This is a genomic window from Paraburkholderia sediminicola (assembly GCF_046026675.1).
Taxonomy (GTDB): Bacteria; Pseudomonadota; Gammaproteobacteria; order Burkholderiales; family Burkholderiaceae; genus Paraburkholderia; species Paraburkholderia sediminicola_F.
Genome location: NZ_JAQQEY010000002.1, coordinates 2816565 through 2835423, shown reverse-complemented (window position 1 = coordinate 2835423; position 18859 = coordinate 2816565). Strand labels below are relative to the sequence as shown.

Annotated in this window: 17 protein-coding genes; 14 read left to right on the top strand and 3 right to left on the bottom strand. The window is 61.2% G+C overall.

Features of this window, described 5'->3' with window-relative positions:
- Positions 1–163: 163 nt before the first annotated feature.
- From PQQ86_RS32340 to PQQ86_RS32330, 3 genes are all read left to right on the top strand, one after another.
- A complete protein-coding gene (locus tag PQQ86_RS32340) occupies positions 164–1141 on the top strand; it encodes a M23 family metallopeptidase (RefSeq protein WP_408276433.1) in 978 nt (325 codons plus the stop codon).
- Complete coding sequence (locus tag PQQ86_RS32335) at positions 1134–1532, top strand: hypothetical protein (protein ID WP_408276430.1); 399 nt, start codon at positions 1134–1136, stop codon at positions 1530–1532. The genes PQQ86_RS32340 and PQQ86_RS32335 overlap by 8 nt, the downstream gene beginning before the upstream one ends.
- Positions 1533–1709: 177 nt before the next feature.
- Positions 1710–2141 (top strand): bactofilin family protein, encoded by a 432-nt coding sequence (locus PQQ86_RS32330; protein ID WP_408276427.1) that lies wholly within the window; start codon positions 1710–1712, stop codon positions 2139–2141.
- Between the two features lie 40 nt (positions 2142–2181).
- Here PQQ86_RS32330 and PQQ86_RS32325 read toward each other — a convergent pair whose 3' ends face one another.
- The 3 genes from PQQ86_RS32325 to PQQ86_RS32315 form a co-directional block, all read right to left on the bottom strand.
- Complete coding sequence (locus tag PQQ86_RS32325; RefSeq protein WP_408276424.1) at positions 2182–2985, bottom strand: hypothetical protein; 804 nt, start codon at positions 2983–2985, stop codon at positions 2182–2184.
- Positions 2986–3107: 122 nt separating this feature from the next.
- Positions 3108–5177 (bottom strand): putative bifunctional diguanylate cyclase/phosphodiesterase, encoded by a 2070-nt coding sequence (locus PQQ86_RS32320; protein WP_408276421.1) that lies wholly within the window; start codon positions 5175–5177, stop codon positions 3108–3110.
- Positions 5178–5277: 100 nt separating this feature from the next.
- A complete protein-coding gene (locus tag PQQ86_RS32315; protein ID WP_408276418.1) occupies positions 5278–5709 on the bottom strand; it encodes a rhodanese-like domain-containing protein in 432 nt (143 codons plus the stop codon).
- A 123-nt stretch (positions 5710–5832) separates the two neighbouring features.
- Here PQQ86_RS32315 and ftrA point away from each other — a divergent pair, with 123 nt between their 5' ends.
- The 11 genes from ftrA (at position 5833) to PQQ86_RS32260 (ending at position 18855) form a co-directional block, all read left to right on the top strand.
- Complete coding sequence (gene ftrA / locus PQQ86_RS32310; protein ID WP_408276415.1) at positions 5833–6798, top strand: transcriptional regulator FtrA; 966 nt, start codon at positions 5833–5835, stop codon at positions 6796–6798.
- 426 nt (positions 6799–7224) lie between these two features.
- Complete coding sequence (locus tag PQQ86_RS32305) at positions 7225–8130, top strand: hypothetical protein (protein ID WP_408276412.1); 906 nt, start codon at positions 7225–7227, stop codon at positions 8128–8130.
- A 153-nt stretch (positions 8131–8283) separates the two neighbouring features.
- Complete coding sequence (locus tag PQQ86_RS32300) at positions 8284–9051, top strand: bestrophin-like domain (protein ID WP_408276409.1); 768 nt, start codon at positions 8284–8286, stop codon at positions 9049–9051.
- A 42-nt stretch (positions 9052–9093) separates the two neighbouring features.
- Positions 9094–10311 carry a DUF2252 domain-containing protein gene (locus PQQ86_RS32295; protein ID WP_408276406.1) on the top strand — a complete coding sequence of 406 codons (1218 nt, stop codon included), beginning with the start codon at positions 9094–9096 and terminating at the stop codon, positions 10309–10311.
- 380 nt (positions 10312–10691) lie between these two features.
- Positions 10692–13091 carry a DUF6531 domain-containing protein gene (locus PQQ86_RS32290; protein WP_408276403.1) on the top strand — a complete coding sequence of 800 codons (2400 nt, stop codon included), beginning with the start codon at positions 10692–10694 and terminating at the stop codon, positions 13089–13091.
- Between the two features lie 86 nt (positions 13092–13177).
- Positions 13178–13366, top strand: coding sequence for a hypothetical protein (locus tag PQQ86_RS32285; protein ID WP_328822815.1), 189 nt, complete (start codon positions 13178–13180; stop codon positions 13364–13366).
- A gap of 280 nt (positions 13367–13646) precedes the next feature.
- Positions 13647–13973 carry a hypothetical protein gene (locus tag PQQ86_RS32280; RefSeq protein WP_054038824.1) on the top strand — a complete coding sequence of 109 codons (327 nt, stop codon included), beginning with the start codon at positions 13647–13649 and terminating at the stop codon, positions 13971–13973.
- A gap of 299 nt (positions 13974–14272) precedes the next feature.
- On the top strand, positions 14273–15688 hold the full coding sequence (locus PQQ86_RS32275) for a GH1 family beta-glucosidase (RefSeq protein WP_408276398.1): 1416 nt from the start codon (positions 14273–14275) through the stop codon (positions 15686–15688).
- A 63-nt stretch (positions 15689–15751) separates the two neighbouring features.
- A complete protein-coding gene (locus tag PQQ86_RS32270) occupies positions 15752–16993 on the top strand; it encodes an ABC transporter substrate-binding protein (RefSeq protein ID WP_408276395.1) in 1242 nt (413 codons plus the stop codon).
- Positions 16994–17002: 9 nt separating this feature from the next.
- Positions 17003–17944, top strand: coding sequence for a carbohydrate ABC transporter permease (locus tag PQQ86_RS32265; RefSeq protein ID WP_408276392.1), 942 nt, complete (start codon positions 17003–17005; stop codon positions 17942–17944).
- The gene (locus tag PQQ86_RS32260; protein ID WP_408276389.1) at positions 17944–18855 is read left to right on the top strand and encodes a carbohydrate ABC transporter permease; all 912 of its coding nucleotides are present in this window, start codon (positions 17944–17946) and stop codon (positions 18853–18855) included. The genes PQQ86_RS32265 and PQQ86_RS32260 overlap by 1 nt, the downstream gene beginning before the upstream one ends.
- The last annotated feature ends 4 nt before the right edge of the window (positions 18856–18859 follow it).

The window sequence follows — 18859 nt, the reverse complement described above, 5'->3', positions numbered from 1 at the left end:
CCGGTTGATGCCGCATGCCGTTAGCCTTGTCCGCCGATTTGCTCTCCCGCTTTAGCACGCTCAGCACGCTGGGCGCGTTCAACAAGCCGAACACGATGAACGTGCGTTATGCAGCCCGTGCGCAGCCTTGCGCGGGCCGCGTGGCGCGCGCAGGGAATCGTTGATGTCCTCCGTGTTTCGCGTCGGCAATCAGCTTTCCAGCGGCTCGGTCGGTTTCGTCACGCGCCGCACGGCGCTGACCATCGCGGTGGCCACGGCGTGCGGTGCAGCAGCACTGGCGCTCGCCGCGGGCATCACGATCGGCATGCATTGGCCGGTGCATGGCGGCGCCGGCGATCAGACGGCGAACCGTATTGAGCGCGACTACGCGATCGATCAACTCGGCAAGCTGAATGCATCCGTGGCGCAGATCGAACCGCGCATCGCGCGCCTGACGATGCAGGTCGGCGTGTTGCGCGATTTCGAGGCACGTCTGAATACACCACGGCCGGCGCCGCGCGCACCGGTTGCACCAGCTACCCCGCGCTCTGCCTCTGAACCGGACACGTCCGCGACCGACAGCGAAGGCGAGGGTGGTCCTTCTTTACCGCCGCGTCGCTGCACTGACGTCATGCCGCTACCGGCCAGTCATGCCGACGCCGCGCGCACCCAACAACAACTGGATTGCATCGCCGCAACGCTGTCCGCGCTCGAGCAACAAACCGCCGACCACGCGATTGCGTACACCGCCTTTCCTGGCCGCATGCCCGCCGACGGCGTGCGCTTCGGCTCGCCGTTCGGCAACCGCACCGATCCGTTCACGCATCGTTTGAGTTTTCATCCGGGCATCGACCTGGTCGCCAGAACGGGTACGCCGATTCTTGCAGCCGCGGGTGGCCGGGTGATCTTCGCCGGCGAAAAATCGGGCTATGGCAATGCGGTCGAAATCGATCATGGCAATGGCCTCGTGACCCGTTACGGCCACGCGTCGCGCGTCGTCGTGCATGTCGGCGATCTGGTGCTGCCGCGCCAGTATGTCGCCGATGTCGGCTCGACCGGCCGCTCGACCGGCCCGCATCTGCATTTTGAAGTGCTGGTTAATGGCGCGCCGGTCGATCCGGCTGCCTACCTCGCGCTCTTCGCGCCTACGCCCCATGGTTGAACGACGTTTTTCCCGCGACGCGGGCAGTCTGACTCACCGCGCCTATACGTTGCAGCCCACGCGCCCGCTGTTTCTGCGCGTGGCCACGTGGGCGATCGTGTGCGTGCTCAGCGCGGCAGGTGGCGCGGCGGCCATTGCGGCGTGGCATATGCAGCGCGCCGACACATCGGCCGATCAATGCAACGCGGCGCCCGTCGATGCAGACAGCGAACAGACGGAACTCGCTCGCGCGCGGCTTGCGCTGGCGCAGGAATCGGCGGCGCGTGCCGCGGTGCAGAAAACCGCGGATGGCGCCGCCGCCGACGTCGCGCGATTGAATGCCGAATTGCAGTTCCTGCGCGGCCAGAGCAAGACGAAGCCGCTGGTGCAAACGGGGGCGCCGCGCCGCTAACTGTGGGTGAGTGACGGCATGGATGCGGCAAGCTCGCACCGCACCACTGTTAGCGTCGCGCTAACCCGAGGCGCGCAACACCGCAACGCGGCAAGAACGGCAATCCAGCAAGCAAGCTCCCGGCTCGTCGCCCGGAAAGCATCACGCGACGAACATTTCCAATTCATAGAGATACTTATGTTCAGCAAGAAAAAACACGCGGGCATCCAGCGGACCAAGCTCGCCACCCTCATCGCACACGACGTGCGGATCACGGGCGACCTTATATTCAGTGACGGCCTGCGCATGGACGGCCACGTGAAGGGCAACGTCAGCGGCGAGCCGGGCACCCAGACGCTGCTGGTATTGAGCGACCGCGGCTCGATCGAAGGCAACGTGCATGGCTATGATGTGGTGGTTAACGGCCGGATAGTCGGCGACGTGATCGCCGATCACTTCGTTGAGCTGCAGAGCAATGCGCACGTGACCGGCAACATCTACTACCAGCAGTTGCGGATGGATTGCGGCGCCTCGGTGGACGGCAAGCTCACCAAGCGTGAAGCCGCGCAGGCGGCGCCGATTCTCGTATCGGTGGCCGATTCCGCACGCGAGGCGCGCAAGGCCGGCTAATCGGCTGACTGGCCAAGCAGCTAATTGGCCCCGCGCCGCCTCAAACAGTCCCGGGCAGCGTCTGGCGCTGCGTGGACGTGTCGTGGCCGAGCACGTCGCGCTGCGTGCGCGATTCGTGCAGTCCGCGCATTTCCCTTGACTCGGCGAGACGCTCCAGCGCGCCGCGGTCAAGCGTGGCGAGCATGTCGCGTTCGACGATCAGATGATGCAAGGCCAGCACGATCAGGCCGATAGTCAGCAGCAGATCGCCTGCAAACACGACGGCATAAAGCGCCGAGGTGGTGCGAGGATTGCCGTACAGCAGCGTCATATTGGAGCGGTCGAGCAATACCAGCACGAGCGGCACGATGGCATTGAGCGTCGCGATACCGCTACCCACCGCCACCAGCATACGTGCCGCCCCAAGTTGCGGACGGCGCCGCCGGTACACTTCATACAGTGTCGCCGCGCGGCACGGCGCAAAAAACAGCGCCAGCAGGCTGGCGCGGACCGCCAGCGGCGCATGCCATGCCAGCACGCTCCCATACAGCACGCAGAACACAGCAGTGACAACGAGGCCGGCGCGCCACGGCACCGATGCACCGAACAGATCGCGCGTGCCCGTCCAGATCAGAATGCGGCTTTGCAACGCCAGCGTCGCGGTGGCCAGCAACAGCAGGTCGTTGGGCCAGATCTTGTGCAACGTGAAGCATGCCGTGGCGGTGGCAAGCAGATAAAAGCCGACGGCCCAGAAGCGGAAGGCACCCACCTGCGCGAACATACGCGAAAGCGCTGTTGTGATGAGGGCGCTGCACAGGAACGTGATCAGCCACACCGTTTGGAACGTCGCTACGTCAATTTTCATGAAGTCTCCGGCAACCAATCTGTTTGTTCCTGCTCATAGGTAAAACGAGGCGACGCAGCAGGCGCGCCATGATGGGCGAACTGGGTCGCGAAGGTATACATATTTCAAACAGATCAGGATGTTCATGCGGCCACCATTCTTGCCCGCAGCAGCTCGCCGAAGTCCTCGGCGGTGAGCGGCTTGCCTAGCAGGAAGCCTTGCATCTCGTCGCACATCATCGACTTGAGCATGTCGAGCTGCGATTCGGTTTCGACGCCTTCGGCCACCACGTCCATTTCCAGCGAGTGGGCGAGCGCAATGATCGCGGAAACGATCGCACTGCCTTCCGGTCCGTGCTCGTCGAGCCCGTTGGTGAAGAAGCGGTCGATCTTCAGCTGCTTGACGCGAAAGCGTTGCAGATAGGCGAGGCTCGAATAGCCGGTGCCGAAATCGTCGATGGCGATTTCAAAGCCGCTTGCCTGGAACGCGCGGATCATCTCGATGGTTTTCTGCGCATCCTGCATGGCGACGGTTTCGGTGATTTCGAACATGATCTGCCCGCATTGCACGCCTTCAGCTTGCACGATCTCGAGCATCGTCGCGACGAGGTCCGGTTGCGACAGCTGGCGCGGCGACAGGTTGATCGCCACTTTCATCGACGGCAGGCCCTGGTCGACCCAGCGGCGAATCTGCCGGCACGTCTCGCGCAGGACCCAGTTGCCGATCTGCACGATCTGGCCCGAGCGCTCGGCAATCGGAATGAACTCGAGCGGCGCCAGTGCGCCGAGTTGCGGATGATTCAGGCGGATCAGCGCTTCGGCACCCGCCAGCGAGTCGCCGCTGCCGTGGAACTTCGGCTGGAAATGCAGTGAGAAATGGCCGGCGATGAGCGCTTCATGCAGCGCACTTTGAATTTGCAGCGTGCGCGTCGCGGCTTCGTTCATGCTTTGTTCAAAGAAGCGATAGGTGCTGCGGCCCGCGCGCTTGGCTTCGTACATGGCCGCATCGGCATGCTTGAGCAGCGTGTCGACGGTATCGCCGTCGTAGGGGAAAAGCGCGATGCCGATGCTCGGCATCACCTGCAGCGGCTGCGAATCGGTCCATATGCCCTGGCGCATCCGTTCGAGCACGCCTTCGGCCATCGCGCCGGCGTCTTCCCGCGACGCGAGGTTCTCGGACAGCACGACGAACTCGTCGCCGCCGAGACGCGCGACGGTGTCGCTCTCTCGCACACACAGCAGGAGGCGCTGGGCGAACGCGGACAACACTTCGTCGCCGGCCGAATGACCTAGCGAATCGTTGATGGTCTTGAAGCCGTCGAGATCCATGAACAGGATGGCGAACAGCGAACGCTGCCGGCGCGCGCTATGGATTGCGCGGTCGATGCGTTCGGTCAGCGTGCTGCGGTTGGGCAGGCCCGTCAGCGTGTCGAGCGTGGCGAGCCGCACGATCTGACCATTCAGCTTCGAGACTGCGCCGACCAGAAAGCTGGTGCGCGCATCGAAACGCGACAGTATCAGCGTGACGATCAGAATCGCAAACGTGAACAGGATCACCGAAGTCGCGAGCCATGCGGCGTTCACGCCCTTGGCCGCGCCGCACACGGCGCCGGGCAGAAATTCGGCGGCCGCCATGCCGGCGTAATGCATGCCGCTGATCGCGACGCCCATCACCAGCGCCGCAATGAAACGTTTGCGCAAAACGTGGAGTTCGTCATCGTTACTGAGTGCGCGCGCCATCCACAGCGCAGCGGTCGAGGCGCCGATCGCGATCGCCAGCGAGCCTGCGAACCAGGCCGGCTGATAGTGGATGCCCGGTGTCATTTGCATCGCCGCCATGCCGGTGTAGTGCATGCCGGCAATGCCGATGCCCATCAGCACGCCGCCGGCCACGAGCCGAAGCGGCGTGAGCCGCACATGGGTCGTCACGACCAGCGCCAGATACGACACGCCGATCGCGAGTCCAAGCGAATAAGCAGTGGTCGCGAAATCGTAGCCGAGCGGAATCGGCAGCTTGAAGGCGAGCATGGCGACGAAGTGCATCGACCAGATGCCGACACCGAGCGCGGCGGCGCCGCCGAGGCGCCACGCGTGCCGCAGACCGGCCGACGCCAGCAGGAAGATACGGCCCGTCAAATCGAGCGCCGTGTACGACGCCAGCGTCGCAACGACGAACGAGATTCCGACCAGCCAAAAATTGTATGAGCTCTGCATGTTAAGTCCAACCGCAAGAGGGAAGCGGCTGAACTTGTTATCGACAGTTGGTGGCGTTTATTTAATTGATTTTCAATATGTTAGTCATGGGGTTTGAGCATCACACGGCTGGCGTGGTGTGTACCAGGGTTAATCCCTCGTCGAGCCAGCCCGTAATGCCGCCGACCATCAGTTTGACGGGGCGTCCCAGCTGCGCGAGACGCAGTGCGCCGCGTGCGGCGCCGTTGCAATGCGGGCCTGCGCAGTAGGTGACGAACAGCGTGTCCTGCGGGTACTCGGTGAGCTTCGACGCCACGATTTTTCCGTGCGGCAGGTTCAGTGCACCCGGCACGTGGCCCTGTTCGAACAGCGCCGGGCTGCGCACGTCGAGCAGCACGAAGCCGGACGTGCCGCTCGCGAGTGCCGCGGACACGTCCGAGCAGTCGGTTTCGAATTGCAGCGACGCCTGGAAGTGGGCAAGGGCGGCGGCGCTATCGGCGGCAGGGACGGCGGTGACGGCGTTGTGGGCGGTGAGGGTGTTGAGCGTCGACATGGCGAAGTTCCGGTTGGACAGTGAGCGTGGTTGTCTGGCGAAGCGATTCTGGAGCCTTCATTGTCGCGACACCCCACGCACCGGGTAAGTGGCGCAATCGTCAATCTCCGGTAACATCACGCCATGCTCAATCATCTTGTCGTCGCGCTGGCTTACGACCGGCTCTGTACCTTCGAATTCGGCTGTGTGACCGAACTGTTCGCGCTCGAGCGTCCTGAACTCGGTGTGGACTGGTATCGCTTCGCGGTATGCGCGAGCGAACCCGGTCCGATTCGCGCAGCCGGCGGCATCACCGTCGCCGCGACGTACACGCTCAGGCTGCTGGATCGCGCTGACACGATCGTGATTCCCGGCTGGCGCGATGCCGACGAATTGCCACCCGAGCCGCTGTTGAAAAAGATTCGCGCCGCCTACGAACGCGGCGCGCGCCTTTGCTCGATCTGCTCCGGCGTGTTCGTGCTGGCTGCTGCGGGTGTGCTCGATGGCAAGACCGTCACGACACACTGGCGCTACGCCGACAAATTGCAGCAGCGCTATCCGCACTTACGCGTACAGCCCGATTCGTTATATGTCGACGAAGGACAGATCATCACCTCGGCGGGATCGGCGGCAGGGCTCGACATGCTGCTGCATCTGGTGCGGCGGGATCATGGCAGCGCGATAGCCAACCGGGTCGCGCAGCGTCTCGTGGTGCCGCCGCATCGCGAGGGCGGTCAGGCGCAGTTCGTGCCGCGGCCGATGCCGCAAGACGAAGGCAGCCGCCTTGCGAAGCTGATGGACTGGGTGCGCCGCCACCCTGCGTTGCCACATACCTTACGCTCGCTGGCCGAATGGGCGGCGATGAGCCCGCGTACGCTTCAGCGGCAGTTCCACGACGCTACGGGCATGGCGCCCTACGAATGGCTGGTGCGTGAACGCGTGGCGATTGCGCGAGAACTGCTTGAGGCGCCGACTCCGTTGCCGATGGCGCGCGTGGCTGAGCTGGCGGGCTTCGGTTCCGAAGAATCGCTGCGGCGGCATTTCCGGCGTATCGCGTTGACGAGCCCGGGCGCGTATCGTAAGAAGTTCGGGGTGCAGGCCCTCGGATAAAGGCGCGTCGCCTTTTGTTCTGCTGTTCCTCCGTACGGGAACAGTTTCAAACGAACGCATTGCCAATGCGAAAAATCATGTATGACTCGGGTATGACAAGCGGCTTGATGCGTGCCGCATGACCGGTCGAATGCGTTTCATGCAAGCCGCCGTGCATGCTCAAAAGTCACGGAGAGCCGCGTGCCGGGCGTTGCGACCGAATCGCGCGATTGGCCGTCCGCTTTGCCGCCATGCAAGGGTTCGCGCAATCGCCGGTTTTCTGTCAGCATCACGGCCAGCGTCCGTGGCAACCCACGTCAAACGTGCGGCGCATACGGCTACTTGAAGCGCGTGTTCGAAACACGTCGCCACCACCGTCCTCTCTTGCTCATGAACGTCAAAACCGCCGCTGCTGCCGTTGCCGTCTCTGCTGCCATTGCAGCGCTCATGCCTGCGCTTGTCGCTGCGCAAACGGAAGCGGCCGATTCGCGCGCCGAACTCTATCGGCGCAACCTGCTGGCGGGCAAGGACGTGCCGTGCCGCACGAACGCGTCATGCGCGGCGTTGGGCGTGGCCGCGCTCGAAGCAGGGCGCCTCAAGGACGCGCAAACGCTGGTCGCGATGGAAGCCGCGCTCGCGGAGGCCACTGCCATGCAGGCGAACGAAGAGAACTCGCCGAAAGCGACCAGTTCGGCGCGGGCTCGCGTGGCGATGGCGCTGGTCCATCAGGGTGACGTGCAAGTGAGGCTGGGCGCGCTGCCGGACGCGCGCGCGTACTACCGCACGGCGGTGAGCCGCGGCAACGACTATCCCAACGACGCGCTGCTCGGTCGTGCGGTAGCGGCTGCGCGTCAACGTCTCGAGGCGATTGCGGACAAAGCGGTGGTGGCAGGTGTGCCGCCGAACGGCGCGCGCTTTGCCAGCTACATGTTTTTCGGTGCGTGGAACAGTATCGAGGTGAAGCCGGTGAAAGGGCGGCACGGCGTCTACCGGATCGATGGCGACTTCGTGTATCCGACTGTCGGCGCCGACGGTCAACCGGGCGCGAACATGGGTAGCCTGTCGGCCTACGTGCGGTTCTACGACGGCGTGGCGCGTGTGCCGGTGACCGATGGTGTCGGCGATGCGCCGCTCGACGCAACCGCGAGGATCACCAATCTCGCGCCTTATGACAAACATGAGGACAAACACACGGACAAGCCAGCGGACAAACGCGCGGACAAATGCCTGATCGAGTTCAAGCTCTCCGCACCGGAGACGCTCGATGTAGCGACGCATGGCTCGCTGACGGAATGTGGTTTCGGTTTCAACGTCAGCGCTGACGGACGTTACTATCTGATGACAGGCTCCTGACGGCCGGCATGCTGCAGGCTGCGAACCTGTTCACCTGCCCGCCCCCACGCTTTCGCATCCGCGCCGCGTCTCTTATGATGCAGTCGCTGTGCACATTTAATCGCCGTCCAAAGCGTTCCCCCCAACAAAACACTGATAAGAACAGCGCTCGCCATGCCAAACCTCCTCGACTATCCAGGACTTGTGTTCATCATTTCCTTCGTTGCGCTGTGGCTCGCGGCGCGCGTCGGCGCGTCGTTGCTGCGGCGCTTCAGAAAGATCGACGAGGATGCACGCGACGACTTCAGCGTGATTCAGGCCGCCACGCTGACGCTGCTCGCGCTGATCATCGGTTTCACTTTCTCGATGGCGGTAGGCCGCTACGATCAACGCAAGAACTACGAGGAAGAAGAGGCGAATGCGATTGGCACCGAATACGTCCGCGCCGATCTGTTGCCCGCCGCCGATGCGGCGACCGTGCGCGGCTTGCTGAAAACCTATCTCGACGAGCGCGTACTGTTCTACACGACGCGTGACGCCGTCGAACTCGCCAAGGTCAATGCCGAGACGTCGCGCCTGCAGGACGCAATGTGGACTACAGTGAAGAACGCCGCTGCCGCGCAGCCCACGCCGGTGGCCGCGCTTGCTGTCGCCGGAATGAACGACGTGCTCAATACGCAGGGCTACACGCAGGCCGCGTGGTGGAATCGCATTCCTGTCGCGGCGTGGCTGTTGATGGGGCTGATCGCCGTGTGCGCCAATGTGCTGGTCGGCTACGGCGCGCGGGGTTTGAAAGCGGGAGCCGGGTTGTTGCTGATCGTTCCGCTGATCGTGTCGCTGTCGTTCATGCTGGTCGCCGATATCGACAGCCCGCGTGGCGGTGTGATTCGCGTCAAGCCACTCAATCTGCATGCGCTCGTGGATTCGATCCGCTCGCATTGAACCCGTACTGGACCCGCATTGAGCCGTATCAAGGAGAAACACGTGTCCGATATCGCACAGACCATTGCCAGCTTCAATGCTGGCCGCGATCCTGAACGGCTCGCGATGAAGTACAAGCTCATGCGTGGTTCGCCGTTTGTGTTTTTGCGCGGCACCTGTCATCTGTTTTACGCGCGTCTGCCGCGCGACAAGGTGCTCGACGAAGCGCCGCCGGTGTGGATTTGCGGCGATATGCATGTGGAAAATTTCGGCAGCTACAAGGGTGACAACCGCCTCGTCTATTTCGACAACAACGATTTCGACGAAGCCTGTCTCGCGCCGAGTCTTTACGAACTGGTGCGGCTCCTCACGAGCGTGCTGGTCGGCGCGAACGACCTCAAACTGAGCCGCGCGCAGGCACTCGCGCTCTGCCACACCGCGGTCGATGCGTATAGCGCGGCGCTCGCCTTTGGCAAATCGCGCTGGATCGAGGCGGAGACATCGACCGGTATGGTGCGTGATCTGTTTGACGCATTGGCGAGCCGCACGCGCGCCACGCATCTGGACCGGCGCACCACGCTCAAGGGCAAGGCCCGCGTGCTCAAAGTGGATGGCAAGAAAGCGCTGCCGGTTAGCGACAAGGCGCGCGCCACAGTCACCGAATTCATGCACAAGTTCGCAGCCGGGCAGCCCAATCCGGACTTCTATCGCATCGTCGACGTGGCGCGGCGGATTGCCGGCACCGGCAGCCTGGGGGTGGACCGCTACGCGATCCTCGTCGAAGGCAAAGGCTCACCGGACGGCAACTATCTGCTCGATCTGAAAGAGGCGCTGCCTTCTTCGGTAACGCCGCATGTACGCACACCGCAGCCGAAGTGGCAGAGCGAGGCACAGCGTGTGGTTGAAGTTCAGCGGCGCAATCAGGCGGTTTCGCAGGCGTTCTTGCATGCAGTCGATTTCAATCAATGCTCGTATGTGCTGCGCAGCTTGCAGCCTTCGGAAGACCGCGTGGCGCTGAGCGACTGGGACGGTAAGCTGCCGCGGCTCGAAGAAGTGGTCAACAGCATGGCCCAATTGAGCGCGTGGGCGCAACTGCGCAGCGGCGGCAGGCAGAAGTCGTCGATTGCGGACGAGCTGATTGCGTTCGGCAATCGCAAGGATTGGCAATTGCCCTTGATTGAACTCGCGACGCAGTGCGAGGCGCAGGTGGGGGCTGATTGGAAGGCGTATTGCGAGGCTTATGATGGTGGTGCGTTTAATTTGCCGGCGAAGAAGCCTTAACTGCGGCGTCACGCTGGGTACTTAATACGGTGCCCAGCGCGTTGTATCGTTTCTTTGGGGCGGCAGCCGCCGCACTCCGTCTTTTTCCTTCTGGCTGTCTCTGAGCGGACCCTCGGTCTCTGTCCATCTTTGTGCAGGTATATCTCGCGTCCAACGGGCAGCGTGGAGCTGGCTCACGCCTGACGTTCTGGTTTTCTTACTGCGATGCGTTGATGGCTGACGGGCTCTTGCGTAATTCCATACGGGTTACGTAGGAAGCCTGAAAGAAGCGCGTGCGGGAATTCTGGAAATTGCAATTTTATGAATTATTGGATAGTGGGGATGGAATGCTCCTTATAGGTTGCTTGTGATTAAACCAAGTAAAGCTAATAAGGATGACTATGAAAAACAGAAAAATTACCGAGACTCAGGCAGGCATGGTGACTCGCCTGCTGGCCGTATGCATGCTGCTTATAGTCGCGTTTGGCGCCAACGCGGCTGACTACATGCAATGTTTGCAGGCATATCAGAAGTCTCTCGGAACTCCCGGAACCCCGACGTGCGCTATCCAGGTGGCCGGCACGACACCCATGTCGAGGGGTGCAGACGATCCGTACAGCAGCATGAATTACTACAACTGTCCCAATGCTTCGGACTGGATAAGGGACTATTGCAGTGGCGCACCGGTCCCTCCTTCTCCGGAAGGTTCCTGCCCGGTAGCGGACCCGGTGTTGCCGGCAGAGGGCATCGTCACGCTTTCCGAGACTGACTTTGCGAGCGGTGATGCGCTCCCGCTCTTCTTTGGGCGCACCTATCTTTCGAGGCTTTATGACACCTCGCAGGCAGCGATGGGTCGCAACTGGGTCAACAACTGGCAGCGCAGAATTGATCTGACGGCGGTTAATGCGAGCACGCCGCAAATCGTTGCTTATCGGGGTAACCAGCAACCTCTGACGTTCAAGTGGAGCGGCAAGGCGTGGGCCACGTTGGGAAATCGTGGGCTCTCCTTGACGAAAGCTGGCAATGGAGATTACCACCTGGCAGACGAACTACTCGGTACGACTGAAGTTTACTCGGGCAACGGAAATCTCTATTCCGAAACAACTCGCACGGGGATGCTCCGCAAGTTTGGGTTTGACTACAGACAGCGAATGGTGCAGATCAACCAGTGGCCGGTCGATCAGATAGGGCCGAACGGATTCAGGATCAATCTTGAGTATGACGATAGCGATCGAATTGTTGGCATGGTTGATCCCATGGGCAAGGTCACTCGGTATGCGTACGACGTAAAAGGCAATCTTGCTTCGGTAACCCATCCAGATGGTTCCATTCGTCAATATTTGTACGAGGATGTCCGTTTCCCCAACGCGTTGACAGGCGTAAAGGACGAATCCGGATCGAGAATAGCGACGTGGACTTACGATGCCAAAGCACGCGTGATATCGGTCTCCCATCCCGATACGACGCGCAATACATCATTTAGCTATGACTCCAGCAAGACTACGCTCAGCGACATGTACGGCACGAGCACGTACAGTTTCAGTTTCCCGGATGAGTGGCGTCCTGGCTCAATCGTTACACCGGCCGGAACGATATCGCGCAAGTGGGATATCGCAGGGAATCTGACGCAGAGAACGACTCCTGAGGGAGACACGCAGTACACATGGGATAGCGCCAACCGGCCAACGAAGACGATTGCAACAGTCGCCGGGAAGAAGACGGTAATAACGATTGAGTATGACGATGCCAGCTCGCTGCGTCCGCACTTGGTCGCTACGCCAGGCAAGATCCGCGCATTCGTTTATGACTCGCGCGGCAACGTTACGGGTTACGCAGAGCGGGACACGACCGACCTGACGGGCGAGCAGGGGCTGCAGGCGATCGGGACGGGGAGCCAACTGACGGTCGGCGCACGCTACGACAATGCCGGCCGTCTTCTGTCGGCCACGATAACCCAGAACGCCGCGAAGATTGAAGACTGGACCTACACGTACGACGCAAGGGGCAACATCGCAACGACACGGGACGCTGTGTCGGGTTGGTCGATGCGAACGCTCAGTCGTGACGCCGCGAATCGTGCAACAGCTATAGCAGGCAATAGCGGTCAGGCGGACATCAGTTACGACGAGCGCGGGCGCGTATCTGTTTTTCAGTACGACGAGAAGGCCGGTGTGGTCAACGGCGGACTCGCCCGCAAACTGGTGGTTCGGTACGGCTATGCTGCGAACGGCACGGTGTCGACGCGTACAGCGACGGTGGCTGCGAATGGCGGTGTTCAGCAGCCGATCAGCGATGCTGAACTTGGTGTGTGGCTCACCAATTGGGAGTTGGGTAACGATCCGGTTTCGCCACCCGCGAACCTCACAGGTCTTCAGTCTGACTCCAAGGCCTTCGTTCCGGGGCTCTGCGTTGAATGCTATATGGCGTGGAAAGCCAAGTTGACGGGGAAGCTTTTTGGTAGTGAACTGAGCGAACCACTTCCGAAGTGGGGCGAGACAACTGAGTTGATGCTGAGCGATCAGTCGCAGGTTCCGTATCCTGCGCTTGTGCCGGATCTGACCAGCTCCGCGAAGAGGTCAACGCTTTACAGCACTCTCTTCGGAGCCGGAAGTGGCAACGGTGGGATGGTCAAGTGTGGGAGCAGCGGGGATAATGAGTGGCGTGAGGCGGACTGTCACGCGAAGTATGAGTCCGATATGTTCAGGTGTAACTCGCTTGCCAAATATATGGGTGGTTTGGCGGGCCTCGCGCTTTGCAAGAAGAATGCATTTGATGACTATCAGGATTGCAGGGGGCGCTGATGATTAGATTTCCACCATGTTCCGTGGTAGTAACTTACGACCAAGACCGTCAACAGCTGATCTTGCAGTCAGTCGAGCGAGCAAGGATGGCCACGGCGTTGAAAGGGGCAATTGAAATGCCCGTCTTACTGGATGAATTCGAGTTCAGACTTGACGACGAATTTGCGCGTCGATTTGGTGCTGGCGTGCTCAGTCTGATCGCGCTGGGTCAACCCGATATCAAGCAATACATAACTTTTACAGAGGCACCGACCGACAGACCGTCAGACGAGTAATTGGCGAGAGGGTCGAGCGCAATGGCCCCATGTTTGGTCATCGTATCAAGGGGGCAGGAGCGAGCCTGATGGTGCTCGTGGGAAAGGTGCGAACTGTCCTCTTATCACGACCGTCCGGCGGCGCGGGCCGCGCCGCCGGAGATCTCTTGAGCGAATGCTTCGCGCGCTATGAAGCTCAAATCGAAATGTGCAATGCGATTGTCCACATAGGCGGCGCCCGGGCCGTCGCACTGCGTAAACAGAGAGCATTCAAAATCTATCAAGAGTGCAGAGGGTATTAATGGCCAAACATCCGCCATATTCCATGGTTCTGACCTACACCGAAGATCCTAAGCAGTTGATCATGCAAGCTGTCGATTCAGCCAAGCTGGCTACGGTCGTTCGCGGAGTCATGGAAGTGCCGTTTTTTCTGGACGATGAAGAGTTCAAGTTTGACGACGAATTGGCACGACAACTTGGAGTTGCAATGCTCAATACGATCGCATTGGGCCGACCCGACATCAAACAACACCTGAACGTCACGCCGCACCCAATCGACGAGCCGACCAGTTCAGGGGGGATGATGGAGGTTGATCCATCGCGTTCCGTGGTTCTGAACTACGACTAGGACAGTCAGCGGTTGAACCTGCCATTAGTTGAGCCAACCAGGCTGGCCCCGATCTTGGCTAAAGGTTAGTGCCATAACCGAGCGACGCTCTCTCATGGCGTAGGGACACTCAATGCGCGGCGCATCGTGGCGCTGCGCATGCCAGCAAGTCCTCCAGACAAACCCTGATTGCTGCGTTCAATCCGCCACTGCTATCGTTCGCTGGTCTTTGTGGAAGCGCTTCCACTCTAGCTGCCCGGCAGCATCCACATCGAGTTTTGCCGTACCCGGTTCAACGACCTCAGCGCAGGAGAGAATCCGTGGCAAACGACGCATCCGCTGTATTCGACACCCTATCCCCAGCAGTTTCCAGGGGCTCGCTCGCCGATTCCTTCACCCCGCCCGCGGACTCCACGCTGTGGCGCAAGAACTTCCTGCTTGGCGCCGCCACCGCTTCGTATCAGATCGAAGGCGCGGTGAATGAAGACGGCCGCTTGCCGTCGATCTGGGACACCTTCTCGGCGATACCCGGCAAGGTGCTGGCCGGCGACACCGGCGCCGTTGCTTGCGATCACTATCATCGCTGGGAAGCGGACGTCGAGATGCTGGCCTCTCTCGGCCTCGAAGGCTATCGGCTCTCGATTGCGTGGCCGCGCGTGATGGACGCGGCAGGCGTGCCGAATCGCAAAGGGCTCGATTTCTACAAGCGCCTCCTGAACCGTCTGAAAGAGAAGGGCATCACGACCTTCGTGACGCTCTATCACTGGGACCTCCCGCAGCATCTGGAAGATCGCGGCGGCTGGCTCAATCGCGACACCGCTTACCGTTTCGCCGACTACGCCGACCTGATGAGCCGCGAACTGGCCGGCACGGTCGACGCATGGGCGACGCTCAACGAGCCGTGGTGTTCGGCGTATCTCGGCTACGGCAACGGCCACCACGCGCCGGGCCTCGCCGATGACCGCTTTGCGACACAGGCGATGCATCACCTATTGCTCGCACACGGCTTTGCGGTGCCGGTATTGCGCGCCAACGATCCGGCTTCGCAGAAAGGTATCGTCGCCAACATCGGCCGCGGTACGCCCAATAGCAACAGTGCGGCGGATCAGCGCGCGGCGCATCTGTTCGAAGTCCAGCACAACGCGTGGATTCTCGATCCGCTGCTCAAGGGTGCGTATCCGCAAGACCTGTTCGAGCTGTGGCCGGGCACCGAGCCGCTCGTGCTCGAGGGCGACATGCAGACCATTTCCGCGCCGCTCGACTTCCTCGGCATCAACTATTATTTCCGCACCAACGTCGCGAGCGACGGCGCGCATGGATTCCGGGACGTGCCGCTCGAAGGCGTCGAGCGCACGCAGATGGGCTGGGAGGTGTATCCCGATGGCTTGCGCGATCTGCTGACCGGTTTCAAGAAGACTTATCACAACCTGCCGCCGATCTACATCACCGAAAACGGCATGGCCTCGGATGATCAAGTGACCGACGGTCATGTGGAGGATACGCAGCGCATCTCGTTCCTCAAGCGCCATCTCGCAGCGGTCGATCAGGCGATCAAGGCCGGCGTGGATATTCGCGGTTATTTTCTGTGGTCGCTGATGGATAACTTCGAGTGGGCGTTTGGGTATGAGCGTCGCTTTGGTGTCGTACATGTCGACTACAGTACGCAGAAGCGCACGATCAAACGGAGTGCGGAGTTAGTGGCGAAATTTTTGAAGGAGCGTAAGGCAAGGGCTTAACGGCAATTGAAGCTGGTTGGTATGTCGACTTGGAACACGGGCGCAAAGCCCGGGGGAGACGGAATGCACAGCAGAAAAATGGTCTTGCGAGGCGTGGTTGCGGCACTGGCGTTATACGGCATCGTCGCGCACGCGGCGGAACCCTTGAAGGCCAACGTAATCCACTGGTGGACCTCCGGCGGCGAGTCGGCCGCGATCCGCCAGTTTGCCGATGCGTACAACAAGGCCGGTGGCCAGTGGGTCGACAACGCGGTGGCCGGCGCCGATCAGGCACGCTCCACCGCGATCAACCGGATCGTCGGCGGCGATCCGCCCACCGCCGCGCAGTTCAATACCTCCAAACAGTTTCACGACCTGATCGATCAGGGCTTGCTGAACAACGTCGATGACGTCGCCGCGAAAGAAAACTGGAACGGCGTGTTCCCGCAATCGATCATCGACAGCATCCGGGTGAAGGGTCACTACTACGCCGCGCCAGTGGACATTCACATGCCGGCCTGGTTCTTCTATTCGAAGCCGGTGTTCCAGAAGGCCGGCATTGCCGCCGAGCCGAAGAACTATGACGAATTCCTCGCCGATCTCGGCAAGCTGAAAGCGGCGGGCGTGATCCCGCTCGCGCTCGGTGGTCAACCGTGGCAAGAAAAGATCACGTTCGACGCGGTCTTCGCCGACGTAGGCGGTCCCGATCTCTATCTGAAGGTGTACCGCGATCGCGACATGAACGCGGTCAAGTCGGATGCGTTCAAGAAGGTGCTCGCGTCGTTCAAGCGCTTGCATGATTTCGTCGATGCGGGCTCGCCCGGGCGCAACTGGAACGATGCCACCGCGCTCGTGATTTCCGGCAAGGCGGGCGTGCAGATCATGGGCGACTGGGCCAAGGGTGAATTCTCGGCGGCCAACCAGACTGCCGGCAAGGACTTCGGCTGCTTCCCGGGTTTCGGTCCGCACTCGCCGTATCTGGTTGCGGGCGACGTATTCGTATTCCCGAAAACCGACAACGCCAACGCAATCAAGGCGCAAAATCTGCTTGCTACGGTGATGACCTCGCCGGCCGCGCAAGTCGCATTCAGCGCGAAGAAAGGCTCGATTCCGATTCGCCCCGATGTGGATGTGAGCAGTCTCGACATCTGCGCGAAGGAGGGCATGGCGATCATGAAGGACAAGTCGCGTCAGTTGCCGAATCCGGAGATGCTGCTCTCGCCTGACACGCAGGGCGCGTTGATCGACGTCATCACTAACTTCTGGAACAAGAACCAGTCGGTCGACGATGCGCAGAAGGCGTTTGCCGGTGCGTTGAAGAGCTAGGCGCTCGCCATGCACGCGCTCAAGCTGCCAGCAGCCGACTCCAGGCATCGCAAAGGGCCGCTGAAAAAGCCGCTAAAAAAGCGTTTGCCGATAGCGGCGTGGCTGGCCTTGCTGCCGATGGTCCTGACCGTCGTGTGCGCGTATCTCGGCACGATGGTCTGGACCGCGCGCGTGTCCCTTAGCAACTCGCGCACGTTTCCTTCCGGCGACTTCGCGGGCCTCACGCAGTACACGCGGCTCTTCAATAACGACCGCTGGTTGCTGTCGCTGCAAAACATCGTGATCTACGGTGCGTGCTTCATTGTTGCGTGCATGGTGATCGGTTTGCTGCTGGCGATTTTCATAGACCAGCGCGTAGTGGCCGAAGGCGCGCTGCGCACGGTGTTTCTCTATCCGTATGCGATGTCGTTTGTCGCAACGGGTCTGGTCTGGCAGTGGATTCTGAATCCTGAGCTGGGTGCGCAGGCCGTATTGCATAAGCTCGGTTTCGTGCATGCGCGCTTCGACTGGATCGTCGATCAGGACTGGGTGATCTACACCATTGTCATCGCGACGGTGTGGCAGGCGTCCGGTCTCGTGATGGCGCTGCTGCTGGCCGGCTTGCGCGGTATCGACGACGAACTGTGGAAAGCCGCACGTATCGACGGCATTCCGCGTTGGCGCGTGTATGCGAGCATCGTCGTGCCGATGCTCGGACCTTCCATGTCCACCGCCTTCGTGCTGCTCTTCGTAATGGTCGTGAAGCTTTACGACGCCGTGGTCGCGATGACGCAGGGCGGCCCCGGCACCGCGAGCGAAGTGCCGGCGAAGTTCATCATGGATTACCTGTTCGGCCGGGCCAATATCGGCCTCGCGTCGGCCGCGTCGATCGTGCTACTGGCCACGGTGCTGGCAATTCTCGCACCGTTCTTCTATGCCCGCAGCCGCGCTGCGTTGCGCAAGGAGGTGTGATGAACACGCTCAGTCGGCCACTGAAGGGCGGCACGCCGAGCCGTACACGCCGGCGGCGCCGTGCGTTCACACCTGCTCGCCTGGGCGTCTACGCGTTTCTGCTCACCGCCGCGTTGTTCTTCCTGCTGCCGTTGTACGTGATGCTCGTCACATCGGTGAAGCCGATGAGCGAGATTCGCCTCGGCAATCTGCTCGCTTTCCCCGCGCATTTCACACTCGATGCATGGAGCGCTGCGTGGCAGTCCGCCTGCACAGGACTCGATTGCAACGGCATCCAGGTCGGCTTCTGGAATTCGGTGCGTATCGTCGTGCCCAGCACGGTGTTGTCGATCATGATCGGCGCGGTGAACGGCTATGCGCTGTCGTTCTGGCGGCCGCGCGGGGCCGGGCTGCTGTTCGGCGTGCTGCTGATGGGCGCCTTCATTCCGGTGCAGGTGATGGTCTATCCGCTCGTGCGCGTGCTCGCGAGCGTGCACCTGTTCAGTTCGTTACCGGGTATCGTGGTGATTCACACCATCTTCGGCATGCCGGTGATGACCCTGCTGTTCCGCAACTATTACGCGTCGATTCCGCAGGAGCTCTTCAAGGCGGCGCGTATCGACGGCGGCGGTTTCTGGCGCATCTTTTTGCAACTGATGCTGCCGATGTCCACGCCGATCATCGTCGTCGCGGTCATCATGCAGGTGACGGGCATCTGGAATGACTTCATTCTCGGCCTCGTGTTCGCCGGCACGAAAAACCTGCCGATGACGGTGCAATTGAACAACATCATCAATACGACGACTGGCGAGAGGCTCTATAACGTCAATATGGCGGCGACCATTCTGACCTCCATGGTGCCGCTTGCGGTCTACTTTATTTCGGGCCGCTGGTTTGTGCGCGGCATTGCGTCCGGCGCCGTCAAGGGATAGGGAA